This window comes from Brevibacterium ammoniilyticum (genome assembly GCF_038429965.1).
Lineage (GTDB): Bacteria > Actinomycetota > Actinomycetes > Actinomycetales > Brevibacteriaceae > Brevibacterium > Brevibacterium ammoniilyticum.
Genome location: NZ_BAABNP010000003.1, coordinates 346321 through 362110 on the forward strand (window position 1 = coordinate 346321; position 15790 = coordinate 362110).

Genomic DNA, 15790 nt, shown 5'->3' on the forward strand with positions numbered 1-15790 from the left:
AGAGGTCGGCAGAGATCATCCACCCATTATGACCCGCAGATGCGGAGTTGGATGACTCTTGCATCAGCATCTGAGATGTCGTGTGCTATCCCTCGTCGACGGTGTCGATCCACACCATCGTCGCTTTGACGCCCGCGGTCGCGAGGCTGCCGGGTTCGAGTTCGAGTTGCCGGCACGCCTCGGCGGACATGAGAGAGACGACGCGGAACGGTCCGCACTGGAGGCTGACCTGGGCCATGACGCCGTCGACGACGACCTCGGTGACGAGTCCGGTGAAGCGGTTGCGCGCGGAGCTGCGCACATGCGTGGGATCGTCGAGGGCGCCTGCGCTGTCCTGGGCGAGGGCCGCGAGTTCCGCTCCGTCGACGACGGAGCGGTTCGAGGCGTCCTTGCGCTGGGTGAGCCGGCCGTCGGCGATCCACCGGCGGATCGTGTCATCGCTGACGCCCAGGTACCGGGCGGCGTCGCTGATGCGCAGCTGCGTCATTCGAGCGCCCCCACCCATTCGTCGTCGCCGTCGGAGAAGTACTGGTGCTTCCAGATCGCGACCTTGTCCTTGACCTCGTCGACGAGTGCGGCACACGCGGCGAACGCCTCGCGCCGGTGTGCGGAGGCGACGACGGCGGCCAGGGCGACGTCGCCGATGCTCAGCTGCCCCACCCGGTGGACGACGGAGAGCCGCACTTCGGGGTGGGCGGCGGCGACGGCGGCGGCCACCTCGGCGATCTGGGACTCGGCGAGCGGATGGGACTCGTAGACGAGTCGTTCGACGCCCCGGCCGGAGTCGTGGTCGCGGATGATGCCGGAGAACGTCACTGCTGCCCCGTGCTCAGGGGCGACGACGGCGGGTTCGAGGTCGTCGGTGCTGATCGGGGTCTCGACGATGCCGGTGCGGATGACGCTCATGGCCTGCGGGTCCAATCACCGCTGCGGCCTCCGGACTTCGCGAGGACCTTGATGTCGCCGATGACGGCCTGGTTGTCGACGGCCTTGATCATGTCGAAGATCGTCAGCGCCGCTACGGTGGCCGCGGTGAGCGCCTCCATCTCGACCCCGGTCTTCGACACGGTCTTCACGGCCGCCTCGATCCGCACGGCGGCGTCCTCGAGGGCGAAGTCGACGTCGACGCCGGTCAGCGGCAGGGGGTGGCAGAGCGGGATGAGATCGCTCGTGCGTTTCGCGCCCATGACGGCGGCGATCCGCGCGACCGGCAGCGCGTCGCCCTTGGGCAGTCCCGCCTCGGCGATGAGGGCGATGACCTCGGGGCGCGTGGTTATGCGCGCGCTCGCCACGGCTCGTCGCTTCGTGACGTCCTTGTCGCCGACGTCGACCATGTGCGCGGCCCCGGACTCATCGATGTGCGTCAGTTGATTCTCCACGTCTTCAGCCTATCTCCCGCCCCGGGTCCGGGCCGATTCGAGTCGGCGGGGTCGCTGGGCTGGTCGGCGGGGTCGCCGGGCTGGTCGGTCGTGTCCGCGGCCGGGCCGGCCTGGCCGCTCGGCGGGATGAAGACGAGGTGGGTGCTCTCGGCATAGCTGTGGAGGAGGTGCGACCGGGACCCGCCGACGAGATCGATGCCGTTCTGCCCGATGCGGGCCCGTCGGACCTGGAGCTTGCCCGACGGCGGAGCCTCGTCGAGGTCGGTCGCGAGCCGGTGGTGGGCGGCGTCCCGGGCGTCGTCCTCGGGGTCGAGGCCGAGGAGGGCAGGACGGAGGAACATCTCGTAGCTGATGAGCGCGCTCACCGGATTGCCGGGCAGGGCAACCCAGGGCCGCCCGGCGAGGCGACCGCAGCCCTGCGGACCGCCCGGCTGCATCGCGATCGCCTCGAAGACCATGTCCGAATCCGGGTCCGCTGCGGCGGCGAGCTTGACGACCTCGCGGGCGCCTTTCGAGATGCCGCCGGTCGAGACGACGAGGTCGACGTCGATCGCCGCGACGGTCTCGAGGAGGATCCGCGGGTCGTCGGGCACGGTCAGGGTCGTCACCTCGGCACCGAGGCGCAGCAGCCCGGCCGTGAGCGTGACCCCGTTCGCGTCGTGGATGCCGGCGTCGGCCTGCGAGGCGACCTCGTCGCCAGTGGAGAGGACGAGGACGCGGGGCAGGGTGAGCACGGTCAGCGCGGTGACTCCGCAGGCGGCAGCCACGCCGAGGCGGGCGGGGGTGAGCATGACACCGGCCCGGAGCACAGTGGTTCCCGCACCGACGTCGCTGCCGCGGGGGCGGACATAGGCTCCGGGTGCGAGGTCGTCGACGGTGATCGTCACCGCCTCAGCGCCGAAGCGTGCGGGCGTCGTCGCTTCGATGGGGACGACGGTGTCGGTGCCTGCCGGCAGCGGGGCGCCGGTCATGATCTCGATAAGGGAACCGGTCGGCACCGGTGCCCCCTGCGCGCCGGCGGCGACCTGCCCGACGACCGGCAGCGGACCCACCGACCCGTCGGTGCGCCGGGCTGCGCGCACGGTGTCGTGAGCGACCGCGTAGCCGTCCATGCTCGAGTTGTCGAAGCCGGGAACGTCGACGGCGGTGACGACGTCGGCGGCCAGTCGCCGTTCGACGTCGAGGAGCTCGGAGAGCGGCGTCGACCTGGTCCCAAGCAGCGGAGAGATCGTCTCACTGACGCGACGACGATGCATGATGGCGCTGGTCATGGGACGATGATAGCGAAAGGGACCACAAGGAGGACGACGGAATGCGGAAGACCAGTCTGCCGACCCCGGTGCTGCGGACTCCGACGCTCGATCCGGGGACGGCCTTCACCGGGCACAGCGAGGATTCGCTGCTCGACACCTTCGGTCGCCGTGCTCGCGACCTGCGCATCTCGCTGACGGATTTCTGCAATCTCCGCTGCAGCTACTGCATGCCAGCCGAGGGCGTCGAGTTCATGCCCCGGGATGCCGCGATGAGCGCCGAGGAGATCGTCCGCTTCGCCCGCATCGGCGTCGAGCGCTTCGGCGTCGACCAGATCCGCTTCACCGGCGGCGAACCGCTCACCCGCCATGACATCACCGAAATCATCGCCGGGGTTGCGGCACTGCGCCCGCGCCCGAACATCGCCCTGACGACGAACGCGATCGGCCTCGACAACCGTGCCGCCAAGCTCGCGGCCGCCGGTCTCGACCGGATCAACGTCTCCCTCGACACGGTCAATCCCGACACCTTCGCCGAGATCACCCGGCGTCCCTTCCTGCAGCGTGTGCTCGCGGGCATCGAGGGGGCGAAGGCCGCGGGTCTCGACCCGGTGAAGATCAACGCCGTCCTTCTGCCCGGAGTCAACGACCAGCAGGCGCCCGACCTGCTGCAGTGGTGCCTGGACAACGACCTGTCCCTGCGCTTCATCGAACAGATGCCCCTCGACGCCGGCCACTCGTGGGACCGGGGGACGATGGTCACTGCCGCCGACGTCTTCGCCCTCCTCGAACCCCGGTTCGTCCTCACCCCCGATGAGGCTCCCCGTGGTGGTGCTCCGGCCGAGAAGTTCCGTGTCGCCTCCCGTGAGGACCCCGAGACGATCCTCGGCGACGTCGGCATCATCGCCTCGGTGACCCGCCCGTTCTGCGCCGACTGCACCCGCACCCGGCTCACCGCGGAGGGGCGGGTGCGCACGTGCCTGTTCTCCCGCACCGAGGTCGACCTGCTCGCCGCGATGCGGGCCGGGGCGAGTGACGAGGAGATCGCGAACCTGTGGAAGGGCGCGCACTGGGCGAAGCTCGCCGGCCATGGCATGGACTCGGCCGACTTCACCCAGCCGCAGCGCCCGATGAGCGCCATCGGAGGATGAGTACACCAGTGACCCCAGTGACCGTCCGCTTCTTCGCGGCTGCCCGCGAGGCCTTCGGAACCCGGCAGGCCACCGTTAAAGCGGCGAACCTCGACGACCTCATCGCCGTGCTCTCAACCGATGCCTCCGCCGAGGCGGTGACCGTGCTCTCCCGGTCGTCCTTCCTCGTCAACGCCGTTGCCCGCACCGACCGCGGCGAGGCCTTCGCTGAGGGTGACACCGTCGATGTGCTGCCGCCCTTCGCCGGGGGTTAGACCGCCCGGGAGAGGTATGCGAGGTAGCCGCCGGAGACGGAGACCGCCTCGATCCCCGCACTGCGCAGCGCCGTGACCGCGCGAGCCGAACGCACTCCTGACCGGCAGTAGAGCGCGACACGTCCCAGCACCGGTATGCCCGATGCGCCGTCGTCCCGGTCGGTGAGCCGTCCCGGGTCGCCGAGCAGCTCCTCCATGGGGATGTGAAGGGCACCGGCGACGACACCGGCGGCCACCTCGGCGTCCTCCCGGATGTCGACAAGAAGGTCACCGTCGTCGATATCGTCCCATGCGATGACGGGAACGGATGCGGCGACGGCTGCGGCAGGGTTCGTGGCACCCATCGTGGGGGTGATCGTGGCCGAGGCGTCTGCGGCCGGGGCGCCCTCCCGGTGGGCGACCAGACTCGTCACCGCGGCGCGCTTGGGGTCACGGCCCACGGGGATCGTCTCCCAGCTGCCGTCGAGGCTGCTGTGGATCGACACGGCGTTGAGCAGTGGGGTGCCGATGCCGGTGAGGACCTTGATCGTCTCCATCGCCATGGCCGAGCCGATGCTCCCGCACAGCGCACCGATGACCCCTGCCGTCGCGCAGTCGGGCACGGACCCGGGTTCGGGCACCACCGGGTAGAGGTCGCGCAGCGTCGCCCCGCGGCGGGCGTCGAAGACGGCGATCTGGCCGTCGAAGCCGAGGATCGTCCCCCACACGAGCGGGATGCCGAGGATCTCGCAGGCGTCGTTGGCGAGGTAGCGGGTTGCGAAGTTGTCGCTGCCGTCGACGACGATGTCGGCACCGGCCAGCAGCTCCTCGGCGTTGTCGGCGGTGAGGAGGACCGGGTGGGTGACGATCTCGATCGCGGAGTTGAGTCCGCGCAGCCTCTCGGCCGCCGAATCGACCTTCCGTGAACCGACTGCGTCCTCGGAGTGGATGAACTGGCGGTGGAGGTTGCTCAGTTCGACGACGTCGGGGTCGATGATGTCGAGACGTCCGACTCCGGCCGCGGCGAGGTACGTGAGCACGGGGGCGCCGAGTCCCCCGGCGCCGATGACGACGGCCCGGGAGGACAGCAGCCGATCCTGTGCGTCGGGGCCGAATCCGCGGAGGCGGATCTGGCGGGTGTAGCGGGAGACGTCCATGCCCATCAGTCTAGATCTCGCCGCTCAGGCGGGAATCTCGGGTCCGGTCGGGAGGATGTCGACGGTGTCTCCGTCGGCGATGACGACCGGTGCGCCCGGGACCCTGAGGATCGCATCGGCGGCGGCGAAGTCGCGCAGACGCGCACGGGCGGCGGGGACGACGCAGCCGTCGGCGGCGACCGTCACCGGCACGAGCGACATGCCGCGGCGGTGGCCTGCCAGTTCGGGTCCGGTGTAGACGGCGCGTTGCCAGCGCTCGCCCAGCGGAATGCCGGAGAGGAGGGAGCGGACGAAGAGATGGAAGGAGAGGTACGCACCCGAGGGTGTGCCGGGCAGGTGGAGCAGCGGGATGCCCGCACGCTGCCCGTACCCCTGCGGCCCGCCGGGACGCTGGTCGACGCGGAGGAACTGCGAGCTCTCCCCTTCGAGAGCGGCCCGCACGACCTCATAGGCACCGGCGCTGATTCCGCCGGTGGTGATGACGAGATCGACGTCCAGAACGATCCGGTCGAGGACGGTGAGGAACTCGGCGGGATCGTCACCGCTCGTCGCCGGCACGGCGATGTCGCCGTGGGCGGTGATCGCCGCAGCGAGCATGGGCAGGTTCGAGTTCGGGATCGTCGGCCCCGTGGCCCGTGGACCGCGAAGTTCGTCACCGGTGACGATGAGTCCGATCCTCGGCCGGCGCAGCACCTCGACATCGGTGATGCCGAACATCGCGAGCGTGCCCACGCCTGCGGCGTTGAGACGCTGTCCGCCGATCGCGACGACGTCGCCGAGCGCGGTGTCCTCCCCCACGTCCCTGATGTTCCAGCCCGAACGCAGTCCTTCAGGCAGTCCGGTGACGACGACGTCAACCGGGACGGCCCCCGTGCGAGAGGCATCGGTGAGTTCGACGGGGACGACCGCCTCGGCGGTGCCGGGGACCTGCGCTCCCGTCATCACCCGCACCGCACAGCCTGCGGGGATCTCGACGGGAGGATGACCCGCGGGGATGTCCCCGGCCACGAGCACCCGGTCCCCCGCCTGCGCTCGGTCGAGACCGATCGCATCGAAGGCATAGCCGTCCATCGCCGAGGTGGCGAACCCGGGGATCGGGGCATCGGCGGGAACGTCGCGGGCGAGGATGCGGCCGACCGCCTCGGCGAGGGGAACGGTCTCGACGCCCACGGGCAGGTCTCGGGCGATGAGCCGGGAGTAGTCCTCGGGTTCCACACACTTCCTTTCGTCTCCGTCGATCCTAATGGGCCGGGAGCCTGCGCCGCGGGGTGCCCGTGTCCTGAGTCGATCTGTCCTACAGTGGAGGACGTGGAGGCTGAGACCGAGGAGCAGAGGTGGAGCGTCGTCTCCTGGCCGGGTCTCTCCGCCGCCCTCATCGCCGTCTCCGCGGTGGTCCTCTTCGGGATCGGAACGGACCTGCCCGAGGTCAAGGCGTGGGGGTATGTGCCCATGCTCGCAGGCATCGGACTCGCATGGACGACGACGGTGCGCTTCGCCAGGGATCTCAGCGTCATCGCCGGGGCGCTCGCCCTCATCTCCGCGATCTCGGTGGAGGCCGACATCTCGTGGGGCAACATCCTGCGCATGGGGATCGTGCTCAGCACCGTCGTCATCGTCCCCTTCCTCATCACCCGGTACTGGTTCAAGGAGAAGACGATCGTCTATCCGCGCCGGTACGGGGTGCCGTGGACGAAGCTCGAGTGGGCGTGGCTGGTCTTCGTCATCGTCGTCGCCTGGGCGGTCCTCCCCCAGTACTTCATCCGCACCGGGGTCTACCTCAACTGGCCGGCGGTGACCCAGTGGCACGAGATCCTGCGGCTCTTCATCGGCGTCAACGCCGTCGGACTGTGGGACGAGCTGTTCTTCATCTGCACGGTCTTCGCGCTGCTGCGCCGCCACTTCGACTTCTGGACGGCGAACGTGCTCATGAGCATCATCTTCGTCTCGTTCCTCTGGGAGCTCGGCTACCGGTCGATCGGTCCGGTCCTGACGATCCCGTTCGCACTCGTCCAGGCGGTGATCTTCACCCGGACGAAATCCCTGCCCTACACCGTCACCGTCCATCTTCTCTTCGATGCGATCGTCTTCCTCACGATCGTCGCAGCCCACCACCCGGACGCGCTGCCGATCTTCCCCGGAGTGTGAGGGCTGCCCGGATTTCCCCGCGTGGGCCGTTGTGCGCCCACTTACAGGTGAAGATCCGGTTGTGAACACCCGGGAGGGTCCGCGCATTCGCCCCGAGGATTCCGCACACTCATCGCGCACCAGTCGACGGTACGCCACTCCGCAGCCGGCCCATCCGCGACAGACGGAAGCCGCCCTGCCCGGAGAACCGGGAGGGCGGCTTCACAGCGCTGTGCGCCGCGTTGCGGCACGGAGTCCGCGCCGCAACCGGAAGTATCAGCGCACTTCCGCATCAGCGCTCAGCGGATCAGCGCACGCCTTTGAGCATCTTGAGCATCGGCTTCGTCAGCGTCAGGGCCAGCAGGCCGAGGACGACCGAGGTGCCGCCGATCGACGTCCAGTACGGAGTCTGGTTCGCCGGGTCGAAGTAGCCGCCGAGCACACCCGAGAGCGCGGTGCCCACACCGGAGGCGAGGAAGAACACCGCGATCATCTGCGACTGGAACACCTTCGGGGCGACCTTCGTCGAGAACGACAGGCCCACCGGAGAGATGAGCAGCTCACCGAAGACGAAGACGGCGAGGATGAGGCAGACCCAGAGCAGCGGCGTCGAGTTCGCCGGAGCGGTCGCGTACGGCAGGAACATGAGGAAGCCGAGGCCGATGAAGATGAGGGCGAGCCCCGCCTTGACCGGCGTGGAGGGCTGCCTGTCTCCGAGCTTCATCCACAGAGTCGCGAACAGCGGCGCGAAGATGATGACGAAGGCCGCCGGAATGAGCTGGATCCAGTTGATCGGCATCTCCCAGCCGAAGATCGAGCGGTTGAGGTTCCCGTCGGAGTAGACGGTGAGCACACCGAAGATCTGCTGGTACATCGCCCAGAAGACGACGCTCGTGAGGAAGAACGGGATGAATGCCAGCACGCGGGAGCGCTCGGTGGAGTTCGTCTGCGGCGAGGTGCACATGACGATGAAGTAGCACGCTGCCGCTGCGGCGGAGATGCCGGCGATCCACCAGTCGAGGTTCTCCGGGTTGACGAGGCCGGTCATCCACAGCACGGTGGCGAGGACGACGACGGCGACGACCGCGACGATGAAGAGGTAGAGCTTCGACTTCGGCAGTGGGTTGACCGGCGTGCGTGCCTCGGCGGGAACGTTCTTACGCCCGGACGCGTAGATGATGAGTCCCAGCCCCATGCCGATGGCGGCGGCACCGAAACCGTAGTGGAAGCCGAGGTTCTGCTGGAGCAGACCGGTGATGAGTGGTCCGAGGAGCGCGCCGATGTTGACGCCCATGTAGAAGATCGTGAAGCCCGCGTCCCGGCGGGGATCCTTCTCCTCGTAGAGATCGCCGACGAGCGCGGAGGCGTTGGCCTTGAGGCCGCCCGAGCCGAGCGCGACGAGGATGAGGCCCACGGCGACACCGCCGAAGCCCGGGATGAGTGCCAGCGCGATGTGGCCGAGCATGATGATGATCGCCGAGTAGAAGAGGACCTTCTCCGCGCCGACGATCCGGTCGGCCACCCAGGCGCCGAGGATGGTGGCGAGGAAGACGGCGCCGCCGTAGGCGCCGACGATGCCGACCGCTGTGGCCTGAGGCAGGCCGAGTCCGCCGTCGGTGACCTGGAAGTACAGGTAGAGGGCGAGGATTCCGTTCATCCCGTAGTAGGAGAAGCGCTCCCACAGTTCGAGGCTGAAGAGCTGCATGAGCGGAAGCGGGTGTCCGAAGAACCGCGTGTCGCTCGAGACGGCCGAAGTCGTCTTGGTGCTAGAAGACATATCGTGCTTTCCGTTGTGTCGTGCCATCACGCGGATTGAGGCGTGATTCACTCTGAACAAGTCGTGATCCTACTCCCACGACATGGCTCAGAGCACACTTTCACCCGACTGGGACGACCCGTCCCACAACGCGGAATTCGGGTGTGAACCAGGTCTCTGATCAAGTGTGAACCACGTCTCGTTTCCGCCTCCGCAGGCGCACGATGAGGTTGAGCAGACCGGCGACGAGGACGACGAGGGCGGCAGCCACGGGCACGGCGATCGCGGTGGAGGTGCCGGCCTCCTCGGCGAGGAATCCGCCGAGCGCCGAGGCGAGCGACTGGCCGACGATGATCGCCGACCCCGCCATCGACATCACGGTCGCCGACCGACCGCGCTGACTGCGTTCGGCGGCGAGGCTGAAGAGGGTGACAAGCGTGGGGCCGATGGCCGTGCCCATGAGCAGGAGGCCGATGACGACGGCGGCCATGGAGTCGGAGAGCGCGAGGACGATCGTGCCGATGAGCAGCAGCGGGGCGAAGCTCAGCCACCGGGCCCACAGGGAGAAGCGCGGGGAGAAGAGCGCGACGGAGATCGCGAGGATCGCCGATCCGATGCCGAGGACACCATAGATGAGGCCGGCCTGCTCGGGATGGCCGAGGTCGTTCATCAGCGAGGTGAGCGAGGTCAGTGTCGACCCGAAGACGAGGCCGATGCCGAAGACGCCGGCGATGACGACGAAGATGCCGAACGTGAACAGCTCACGGACCGGACCTCTGGCAGCGGACTGGCCCGCCCCCTCGGCAGCGAGACGCCCGCTGGGGTGCAGCGCGAAGCCGGAGACGAAGATCAGCGTCATGACCACGGCGCCGATGATCGGGGCGACGGGGGACAGCCACGTCGCCAGCAGGCCGACGATGAAGGGGCCGAAGACGAAGACCACCTCGTCGGCGGCGGACTCGTAGGCCATGGTGCCGTTGAGGACCTTCGACTGCCTCGATCCGGGCAGGGCGCGGAGGATGATGTCGACGAGTCGGGAGCGCGACATCGGCGAGACCTGCGGGGCGGTCGCACCGATGGCGAACGAGGCGATGAGGACGACGGCGTCGGGCAGCGGGGAGAAGACGACCCAGGTGAGGAAGATCAGGGCCGCGCTGTTGAGGGTGCCGACGATGAGGAGGACCGGACGTTGGCCCCACCGGTCGGCGGCGGCACCGATGAAGGAGCCGAAGATCGCCGTGCCGAGTCCGACCATGGCCGAGTTGAGGCCGCCGAGGCTGAGCGACTCCCGACCGGCGACGACGAGGGTGAGGACGCCGACGACGACCATCGCATAGGGCAGCCGGGCGAGGAAGGCGATGGGAAAGTAGCTCAGGCCCACGGCCGCGAGGAGCGTCTGCTTCTCAACGGGCTCCTCGGCGGGCTGCGGATCGGCACCGCCGTGGAGGTCGGAGCTGCGCGGGACGGAGTCCTGGGGCTCGGTGTTCTGCGATTCCGTGTGCTGGGGTTCGTGCGGCATGGCGATCATCATTTCTGCCTCGCCCGTCGGCGAGGATCGGTGCCGCCGTGGTGGACTGCTGCACAGCACTCGGTAGATGCACTTCGACAAAGTGGACGTCTGCTCCCAGCCTACCCGGAGGCGGCATCCTGCGGGCCTTGATCTCGGTCACGATCGCCCCCGCGGACACCTGTTTCCCACGCCCGACTCAGAAAGGACGCAGATGGGTCTGGGAGGATACCAGCATGAGCTTCCTTCTCCGAGTCGGCATCAATGCGTTCGCGATCTGGGTTGCCGCATGGATCCTTCCCGGCGTCGCCATCGAAGGCAACAGCGTCGTCGCGGAGCAGACCGGACCGATTCCCGCGACGATCATCTCCTACCTCGTCATCGGCCTGATCTTCGGCCTCGCGAACGCCTTCATCAAGCCGATCCTCGCCTTCCTCTCCGCACCGATCACGTGCCTGACGCTGGGTCTGTTCTCCATCGTCATCAACGCCGCGATGCTCGCCCTGACCGCGTGGCTGAGCGGATTCACCCCGTTCGTGTTCACGATCGACTCGTTCTTCTTCCAGGCGATCTTCGCCGCCGTCATCGTCTCGATCGTCTCCGCCCTGCTCGGCTGGCTCGTCCCCGACCGCAGCTACGAGCGGGACTGACACGTCGCGACGACTCGCCGGAACCGGGGATGACCGGCCGTCTGCGAATGCCCTCTCAGGTTCTCTACAGCATGTAGACTGAGGGTCGATCGACCGTCACCCCCACCGCTCGGAGGAGAACATGTCCAACACTGTCGCGCAGAGAAGTCAGAGCAAGGCGAACTTCGCCGATGTCGTCGTCTTCATCATCGCCTTCGCGCTCTTCATCTTCTCCATCTATCTCTTCGGCGCGGCGTTCTCCACCCCCGAGGGCACGCAGTTCTGGGTCTTCTGGGCCGGCCTGCTCACCGCGACGTTCGCGTTCATCCTGCCGATGCTCTACCACTGGATTGTCGACCGCCGGTCCTGAACCGGCACTCGGTCCCACACCGGCACCCGGTGCTGGACCGACACTGACCAACGCGTCCTGACCGCGCCGTGGCCTGTCCGCGGCGCGGTCTGTCGCGTTCGGCGGAGAAGTCCTCGATCGCCGAGGCGGCCGCATCGGGCCGTTCGTAGTGGACCAGGTGCCCCACCCCGGAGAGTTCGACGAAACGGACGTCGGCCAGGCCTGCGACGACCGAGCGGGTGACCTCGATGGGAGCGATCGCATCCCGGTCACCGGCGATGACGAGCAGCGGCATCGTCAGGGAGTCGGCCACCTCGGTGACGGTGTGGGCGACGGAGACATCGAAGGCCTCCGCAAGGGAGCGCCGATCGCTGAACGTCGAGAAGTACTTGGCGTGCTGGTCGTGGATGTACCGACGCAGCCCGCGATCACGTGTCGTCGCCATGACCTCGCTCATCAGCCTGACGATGAGCGGATGGCCGAGCAGAGAACGACCGGCCCTCTCCGGCAGTCGCGCGCCGAGGGCGTAATAGACCCTCGTCAAACCGGTGAGGACTTTCGCTGAGTCTTCGAGGGCCGGCGAGGTGATCGGATTGATGAGCCCGAGTTCGGGCATCCCCGCCGGATCCCTCGCCGCGAGGTGGGACACGAGGATCGAGCCGAAGGAATGTCCGACGAGGATCGGGCGGGCACCCCAGATGCGGTCCACCTCGGCGATGAGGACCTCGAGATGATCGAGGTAGCCCTCGAGACTGAGACCACCGGCCAGCGGCGGGTTCTCCCCGAAGCCCGGCAGGTCGGGGACGAGAACCTCGCGGTCGCGCATCGAGTGGGCGATCCGGTCGAGTCCGTGGTGATCGCCGCGGAAACCGTGGATGAGGAGAACCGGCCGGCCCTCCCGTCGTCCGGGATGGACCCAGACGGGCGTGGGATGGCCGGCGACGTCGAGGTCGACCCGGCGGGCGGCCTCCACCCTCAGTTCTGCTCGGTCGACTCTGCCGCCGACACCTTGGCCGACTCCGTGGTCGGCTGGGTCGCACTGTTGTACGGGCGGCGCGGGATGACGACGACGGGAACCGGCAGGACGCGCAGCAGCCGGCGGGCTCGGGCGCCGATGAAGACGCGACCGTGGCCGAGGCGGCTCGAGCCGATGAAGGCGAGTTCGCCGGAGATCCATTCGACGTTTTCGGCCGCCTCTTCGATGTCGGCACCGGCCTCCGCAACGACGGTGGCGCGGCCGGAGGCGAAGAGGTCGGCGGCACGGTTGGCGAGCACGGCACCGCCGTACTGCTCGGCGAACTCGGTCACCTCGGCGACTTCGTCCTCGGCCATGCCGTCGTTCTCGATGAGGGCGACCAGCCGCAGATCGACGTCGAAGGCCGTGGCTGCTTCGATCGCGGAGCCGATGAGGGCGGCTGCACCGGGACGGGCGCCGAAGAGCGTGGTGATCCGGGAGACCGGACCGATGTCGGAGCGGCCCGCCGGAGCGAGGACGACCGGCACCTCGGAGGAGTGGAGCAGTGAGGTGGCGACGGTGCCGATCCGGAACTGGCGCATGAGCGTCGTGGCCCTGGCGCCGATGACGATGGCCACGGCGTCCTCGTCCGAGGAGACCTCCATGAGGCCCTTCGACTCGTTCGAAGCGGTGTGGATGACTCCGCGGGCGGAGATGTCGTCGGGAATGAGCGCCAGCGCCTCCTCGAGCCAGTCGTCGAGCTGCTGGGCGACGATGCCCGAGCCGTCCTTGGGGATCGATCCGGCCGCGTGGAACGTCGACGTCTCGGGCCGGATGATCGTGACGACGAGTTCGACCTCGACGGAGCGGGCGATGGAGATCGCGAGCGAGATGGCGTCCCGACCGCGGTCGGTGGCGATGTATCCGACGACCAGGCGCGGAACGGATGCAGCTGTCTCTGTCATGGACTTCTCCCGGATCGTAGCGACTTCACTTGCGATTCTACGTGGTCGCCCGTCGTCTGCGCCCGTGGCGGGGGTGGGACTGCCCACAGACCCGGACTCGGCCGTGTGCGTTGGTCGGAAATCGACGGTAGTCGGTCCTTGGGTGCCGGCTCCGCTCGGAGATCGGACGCCGGTGGTGGAACGCGTCAGTTCACAGGTCGGGGAATGAGCGGTGTGCACACTCGAAAAACCCGAACCCGAGAATAAAGTTCAGAAATTCTGAACGAAAGTCACATACTCGGCGCAGAGTGTGATAACTTCGTGAGTGCAATTACGGATTCGCACCCACACACAATTGCACAGTTCCCATATGAGCACTGACGCCGCTCATTGTCGATCCACGACCACGAAAGGAGTGCAGCCGAGATGAATTTCTTCGACATCGCTTTCACGGAGCGCTGCTCCGGCACCATCGCATTCGCTGCCTGCTCGGTCGGCGGACTGGGACTCGCAGGCTGACTTCAGCCGCCTGACGCGTCGTCTTCCGTCGGCACCCTGATCGCCGGCATCACCTCTGCATCACCCCACTCGTGCTTGTCGTTCCTCTGAGAATGCAGGCGAACCGGGTTGTCCTCTGCGACGACCGTCGAACTCCTGCGCAACTCTGAGGACCCTTGCCTCCTCCGCCATGGCTGACTTCGACAGTGCCAGCACAGTCGGCTCTGTCAGCAAGTCGGTTCCGTCGACGCTGTCAGTTCCGTCGTCGCCGCAGTCGACACTGCTGACTCAGACACAGGAGGCGACGGAGCGTGAACCGGGTGACGCAGCGGAAATCGGCTCAGCGAGCACATTCGTCACACTGCAATGCGCTGACGCATTCGCCGTTCGATGATTTCACTTCACTCTTCTTTGGGGATTTCCCCTGCCCGAAAACAATGAGGATTCAATCATGTCCACTACTTTTGCATTCACCTTTCCCAGACGTGTCGCGCTCTCCGCCGGTCTGCGTCTCGTCCGCTGGGCTCGCCGCCCTGAGTCGGCGTCGTCGGCTCAGGCTCGCACCGCGCTCAACCGTCGGGTCGCCGAGGTGAGCAGACTGGCTCGCCGGGAAGCGCTCGCCGATCACCGGCAGCACGACGTCGACCGCTTCCTGTCCCAGGTGCGGCCGATCCTGTGAGCGGATGCGGCGGAAGTCGTCGGCGGCGAGCCCCGGACTCACCGCCGACCGGCTCCCCGGGCTCGCCGCCGACCGCCTCCCCCACCACAGCACCCTCACCTGCGCCGCCGTCGACCACTGTGCCGAGCGTCACTCCGTGTGGATTTGGCGCGACGGGCTTGTCTGAGTAATATTGATCAGGCAAGCGGGGGTATGGCGCAGTTGGTAGCGCGTCTCCATGGCATGGAGAAGGTCAGGGGTTCGAATCCCCTTACCTCCACCATAAGAGGCTTACTGCAATCGGCGTCCTCGTAGATGCCGCCAGGCAGGTCAAGCCACAAGTTTTGCAGTTCGGCCAGGCCGCCCTTCGGGGCGGCTTTTGGCGTTTCTGGGCCGCTGTGGCGCACTGTCGCGGTCTGGATGGCACTGCGCGCCACCTCGGGCGTTGCGCCCGACGTGAGGGCCTCCCAGCCGCGTTCGGCGGCAAGCAGCTCCCGCAACGGCGAGCGGATGTCGTCCCCGACGACCTCGTCGTGGGCGACGTAGACGTGGGCGAAGATCGCCTGGTTGAGCTTGCGGCGGGTGGCTTCGCTGGCGTTGACGTACAGCTCGTAGGGGTTGTCGAGCAGGTCGAGGTGCGCGTCGAGGAAGGCTCGGCCGCTGGAGAGGTCGCCGTGCACCTGGCTGAGTTGCTCAGTGACGCGCTGTCGGTCTCGGGCGAGGTCGCGGAGGCGCTGGCGGATGCGGTCTTGCGGGAGCGCGCCGTCGGCGGCGAGGTCGAGGAGGTTGTCCTCCTTGACGGTGAGCTGCGCGAGTTGGTCTTCGAGGTTTTTGCGGAGCAGTTGCTGCGCGGCGGCCTGGTCGTTCAGGGCGGACGTGATGTGGCTTCGCACGGCGGTGACGAAGGCGGGACTGAGCCGGATGGTCTTGTAGTGCTCGGCGATGGCGTCTTCGACGCGGTCGATGCTGGAGTACGGGGCGTCGCAGACGTGGTCTTGCACCCCACGGCAGAAGAAGTAGCCGTAGTCGGCGTTGCCGTGTCGTCCGGTGGTGCGCATGAGGATCATGCGACGGTTGACGTGCTGCTCGAGGCGGCACTGCCCGCACCAGATCGTGCCCTTGAGGTAGTGGTCGTGACGCTTCCGGCGTTCGGCGGCGTAGCCGCGCTCGTCCATGAGCTCCTGTACCCGGTTGAACAGA

Annotated in this window: 16 protein-coding genes and 1 tRNA gene; 7 read left to right on the plus strand and 10 right to left on the minus strand. The window is 67.7% G+C overall.

Annotation, left to right across the window (positions count from 1 at the left end; all coding sequences use genetic code 11):
- Window positions 1–85 precede the first annotated feature (85 nt).
- From AAHA49_RS05475 to AAHA49_RS05490, 4 genes are read right to left on the minus strand one after another with little or no spacing between them, the layout of a single operon-like run.
- Window positions 86–487: a TOBE domain-containing protein gene (locus AAHA49_RS05475; RefSeq protein ID WP_339391753.1), complete on the minus strand. Its 402-nt coding sequence runs from the start codon at window positions 485–487 to the stop codon at window positions 86–88.
- On the minus strand, window positions 484–906 hold the full coding sequence (locus tag AAHA49_RS05480) for a molybdenum cofactor biosynthesis protein MoaE (RefSeq protein ID WP_342037502.1): 423 nt from the start codon (window positions 904–906) through the stop codon (window positions 484–486). Before AAHA49_RS05480 ends, AAHA49_RS05475 begins: the two co-directional genes overlap by 4 nt.
- Window positions 903–1334 carry a cyclic pyranopterin monophosphate synthase MoaC gene (gene moaC, locus AAHA49_RS05485; protein ID WP_342037540.1) on the minus strand — a complete coding sequence of 144 codons (432 nt, stop codon included), beginning with the start codon at window positions 1332–1334 and terminating at the stop codon, window positions 903–905. Before moaC ends, AAHA49_RS05480 begins: the two co-directional genes overlap by 4 nt.
- 29 nt (window positions 1335–1363) lie before the next feature.
- Window positions 1364–2650 carry a molybdopterin molybdotransferase MoeA gene (locus AAHA49_RS05490; protein ID WP_342037503.1) on the minus strand — a complete coding sequence of 429 codons (1287 nt, stop codon included), beginning with the start codon at window positions 2648–2650 and terminating at the stop codon, window positions 1364–1366.
- Between the two features lie 41 nt (window positions 2651–2691).
- Between AAHA49_RS05490 and moaA the strand changes: the two genes are divergently transcribed.
- Together moaA and AAHA49_RS05500 are read left to right on the plus strand one after the other, a co-directional pair.
- Window positions 2692–3780, plus strand: coding sequence for a GTP 3',8-cyclase MoaA (gene moaA, locus AAHA49_RS05495; RefSeq protein WP_342037504.1), 1089 nt, complete (start codon window positions 2692–2694; stop codon window positions 3778–3780).
- Window positions 3781–3788: 8 nt separating this feature from the next.
- Window positions 3789–4034 (plus strand): MoaD/ThiS family protein, encoded by a 246-nt coding sequence (locus AAHA49_RS05500; RefSeq protein WP_342037505.1) that lies wholly within the window; start codon window positions 3789–3791, stop codon window positions 4032–4034.
- Here the strand turns inward: AAHA49_RS05500 and AAHA49_RS05505 are convergent.
- Together AAHA49_RS05505 and AAHA49_RS05510 are read right to left on the minus strand one after the other, a co-directional pair.
- Window positions 4031–5170, minus strand: coding sequence for a ThiF family adenylyltransferase (locus AAHA49_RS05505; protein WP_342037506.1), 1140 nt, complete (start codon window positions 5168–5170; stop codon window positions 4031–4033). The two genes, AAHA49_RS05500 and AAHA49_RS05505, sit on opposite strands and share 4 nt — an antisense overlap.
- A 24-nt stretch (window positions 5171–5194) precedes the next feature.
- Window positions 5195–6385, minus strand: a complete 1191-nt coding sequence (locus AAHA49_RS05510; protein ID WP_342037507.1) for a molybdopterin molybdotransferase MoeA — start codon at window positions 6383–6385, stop codon at window positions 5195–5197.
- Between the two features lie 93 nt (window positions 6386–6478).
- Between AAHA49_RS05510 and AAHA49_RS05515 the strand changes: the two genes are divergently transcribed.
- Window positions 6479–7315, plus strand: a complete 837-nt coding sequence (locus AAHA49_RS05515) for a CPBP family glutamic-type intramembrane protease (protein WP_342037508.1) — start codon at window positions 6479–6481, stop codon at window positions 7313–7315.
- 286 nt (window positions 7316–7601) lie between these two features.
- On the opposite strand, the gene AAHA49_RS05520 is transcribed toward AAHA49_RS05515, so the two are convergent.
- Both AAHA49_RS05520 and AAHA49_RS05525 read right to left on the minus strand, forming a co-directional pair.
- Window positions 7602–9071 (minus strand): peptide MFS transporter, encoded by a 1470-nt coding sequence (locus AAHA49_RS05520; protein WP_342037509.1) that lies wholly within the window; start codon window positions 9069–9071, stop codon window positions 7602–7604.
- 160 nt (window positions 9072–9231) lie between these two features.
- Complete coding sequence (locus AAHA49_RS05525; RefSeq protein WP_339391763.1) at window positions 9232–10569, minus strand: MFS transporter; 1338 nt, start codon at window positions 10567–10569, stop codon at window positions 9232–9234.
- A gap of 224 nt (window positions 10570–10793) precedes the next feature.
- Here AAHA49_RS05525 and AAHA49_RS05530 point away from each other — a divergent pair, with 224 nt between their 5' ends.
- Together AAHA49_RS05530 and AAHA49_RS05535 are read left to right on the plus strand one after the other, a co-directional pair.
- Complete coding sequence (locus AAHA49_RS05530) at window positions 10794–11207, plus strand: phage holin family protein (RefSeq protein ID WP_339391765.1); 414 nt, start codon at window positions 10794–10796, stop codon at window positions 11205–11207.
- A 121-nt stretch (window positions 11208–11328) separates the two neighbouring features.
- Window positions 11329–11556, plus strand: coding sequence for a hypothetical protein (locus tag AAHA49_RS05535; protein WP_339391766.1), 228 nt, complete (start codon window positions 11329–11331; stop codon window positions 11554–11556).
- Here AAHA49_RS05535 and AAHA49_RS05540 read toward each other — a convergent pair.
- Window positions 11510–12508 (minus strand): alpha/beta fold hydrolase, encoded by a 999-nt coding sequence (locus AAHA49_RS05540; protein ID WP_342037510.1) that lies wholly within the window; start codon window positions 12506–12508, stop codon window positions 11510–11512. The two genes, AAHA49_RS05535 and AAHA49_RS05540, sit on opposite strands and share 47 nt — an antisense overlap.
- A gap of 2 nt (window positions 12509–12510) precedes the next feature.
- Window positions 12511–13455, minus strand: a complete 945-nt coding sequence (locus AAHA49_RS05545) for a universal stress protein (protein ID WP_342037511.1) — start codon at window positions 13453–13455, stop codon at window positions 12511–12513.
- 928 nt (window positions 13456–14383) lie between these two features.
- On the opposite strand from AAHA49_RS05545, the gene AAHA49_RS05550 reads away from it, so the two are divergent.
- Together AAHA49_RS05550 and AAHA49_RS05555 are read left to right on the plus strand one after the other, a co-directional pair.
- Window positions 14384–14611: a hypothetical protein gene (locus AAHA49_RS05550; RefSeq protein WP_342037512.1), complete on the plus strand. Its 228-nt coding sequence runs from the start codon at window positions 14384–14386 to the stop codon at window positions 14609–14611.
- 186 nt (window positions 14612–14797) lie between these two features.
- Window positions 14798–14873, plus strand: a tRNA-Ala gene (locus tag AAHA49_RS05555).
- Window positions 14874–15790 lie beyond the last annotated feature (917 nt).

Coding starts and splice junctions, on each gene's coding strand:
- AAHA49_RS05475 (WP_339391753.1), bottom strand. CDS start 487: ATGACGCAGCTGCGCATCAGCGACGCCGCCCGGTACCTGGGCGTCAGC.
- AAHA49_RS05480 (WP_342037502.1), bottom strand. CDS start 906: ATGAGCGTCATCCGCACCGGCATCGTCGAGACCCCGATCAGCACCGAC.
- moaC (WP_342037540.1), bottom strand. CDS start 1,334: ATGGTCGACGTCGGCGACAAGGACGTCACGAAGCGACGAGCCGTGGCG.
- AAHA49_RS05490 (WP_342037503.1), bottom strand. CDS start 2,650: ATGACCAGCGCCATCATGCATCGTCGTCGCGTCAGTGAGACGATCTCT.
- moaA (WP_342037504.1), top strand. CDS start 2,692: ATGCGGAAGACCAGTCTGCCGACCCCGGTGCTGCGGACTCCGACGCTC.
- AAHA49_RS05505 (WP_342037506.1), bottom strand. CDS start 5,170: ATGGACGTCTCCCGCTACACCCGCCAGATCCGCCTCCGCGGATTCGGC.
- AAHA49_RS05520 (WP_342037509.1), bottom strand. CDS start 9,071: ATGTCTTCTAGCACCAAGACGACTTCGGCCGTCTCGAGCGACACGCGG.
- AAHA49_RS05525 (WP_339391763.1), bottom strand. CDS start 10,569: ATGCCGCACGAACCCCAGCACACGGAATCGCAGAACACCGAGCCCCAG.
- AAHA49_RS05530 (WP_339391765.1), top strand. CDS start 10,794: ATGAGCTTCCTTCTCCGAGTCGGCATCAATGCGTTCGCGATCTGGGTT.
- AAHA49_RS05535 (WP_339391766.1), top strand. CDS start 11,329: ATGTCCAACACTGTCGCGCAGAGAAGTCAGAGCAAGGCGAACTTCGCC.
- AAHA49_RS05545 (WP_342037511.1), bottom strand. CDS start 13,455: ATGACAGAGACAGCTGCATCCGTTCCGCGCCTGGTCGTCGGATACATC.
- AAHA49_RS05550 (WP_342037512.1), top strand. CDS start 14,384: ATGTCCACTACTTTTGCATTCACCTTTCCCAGACGTGTCGCGCTCTCC.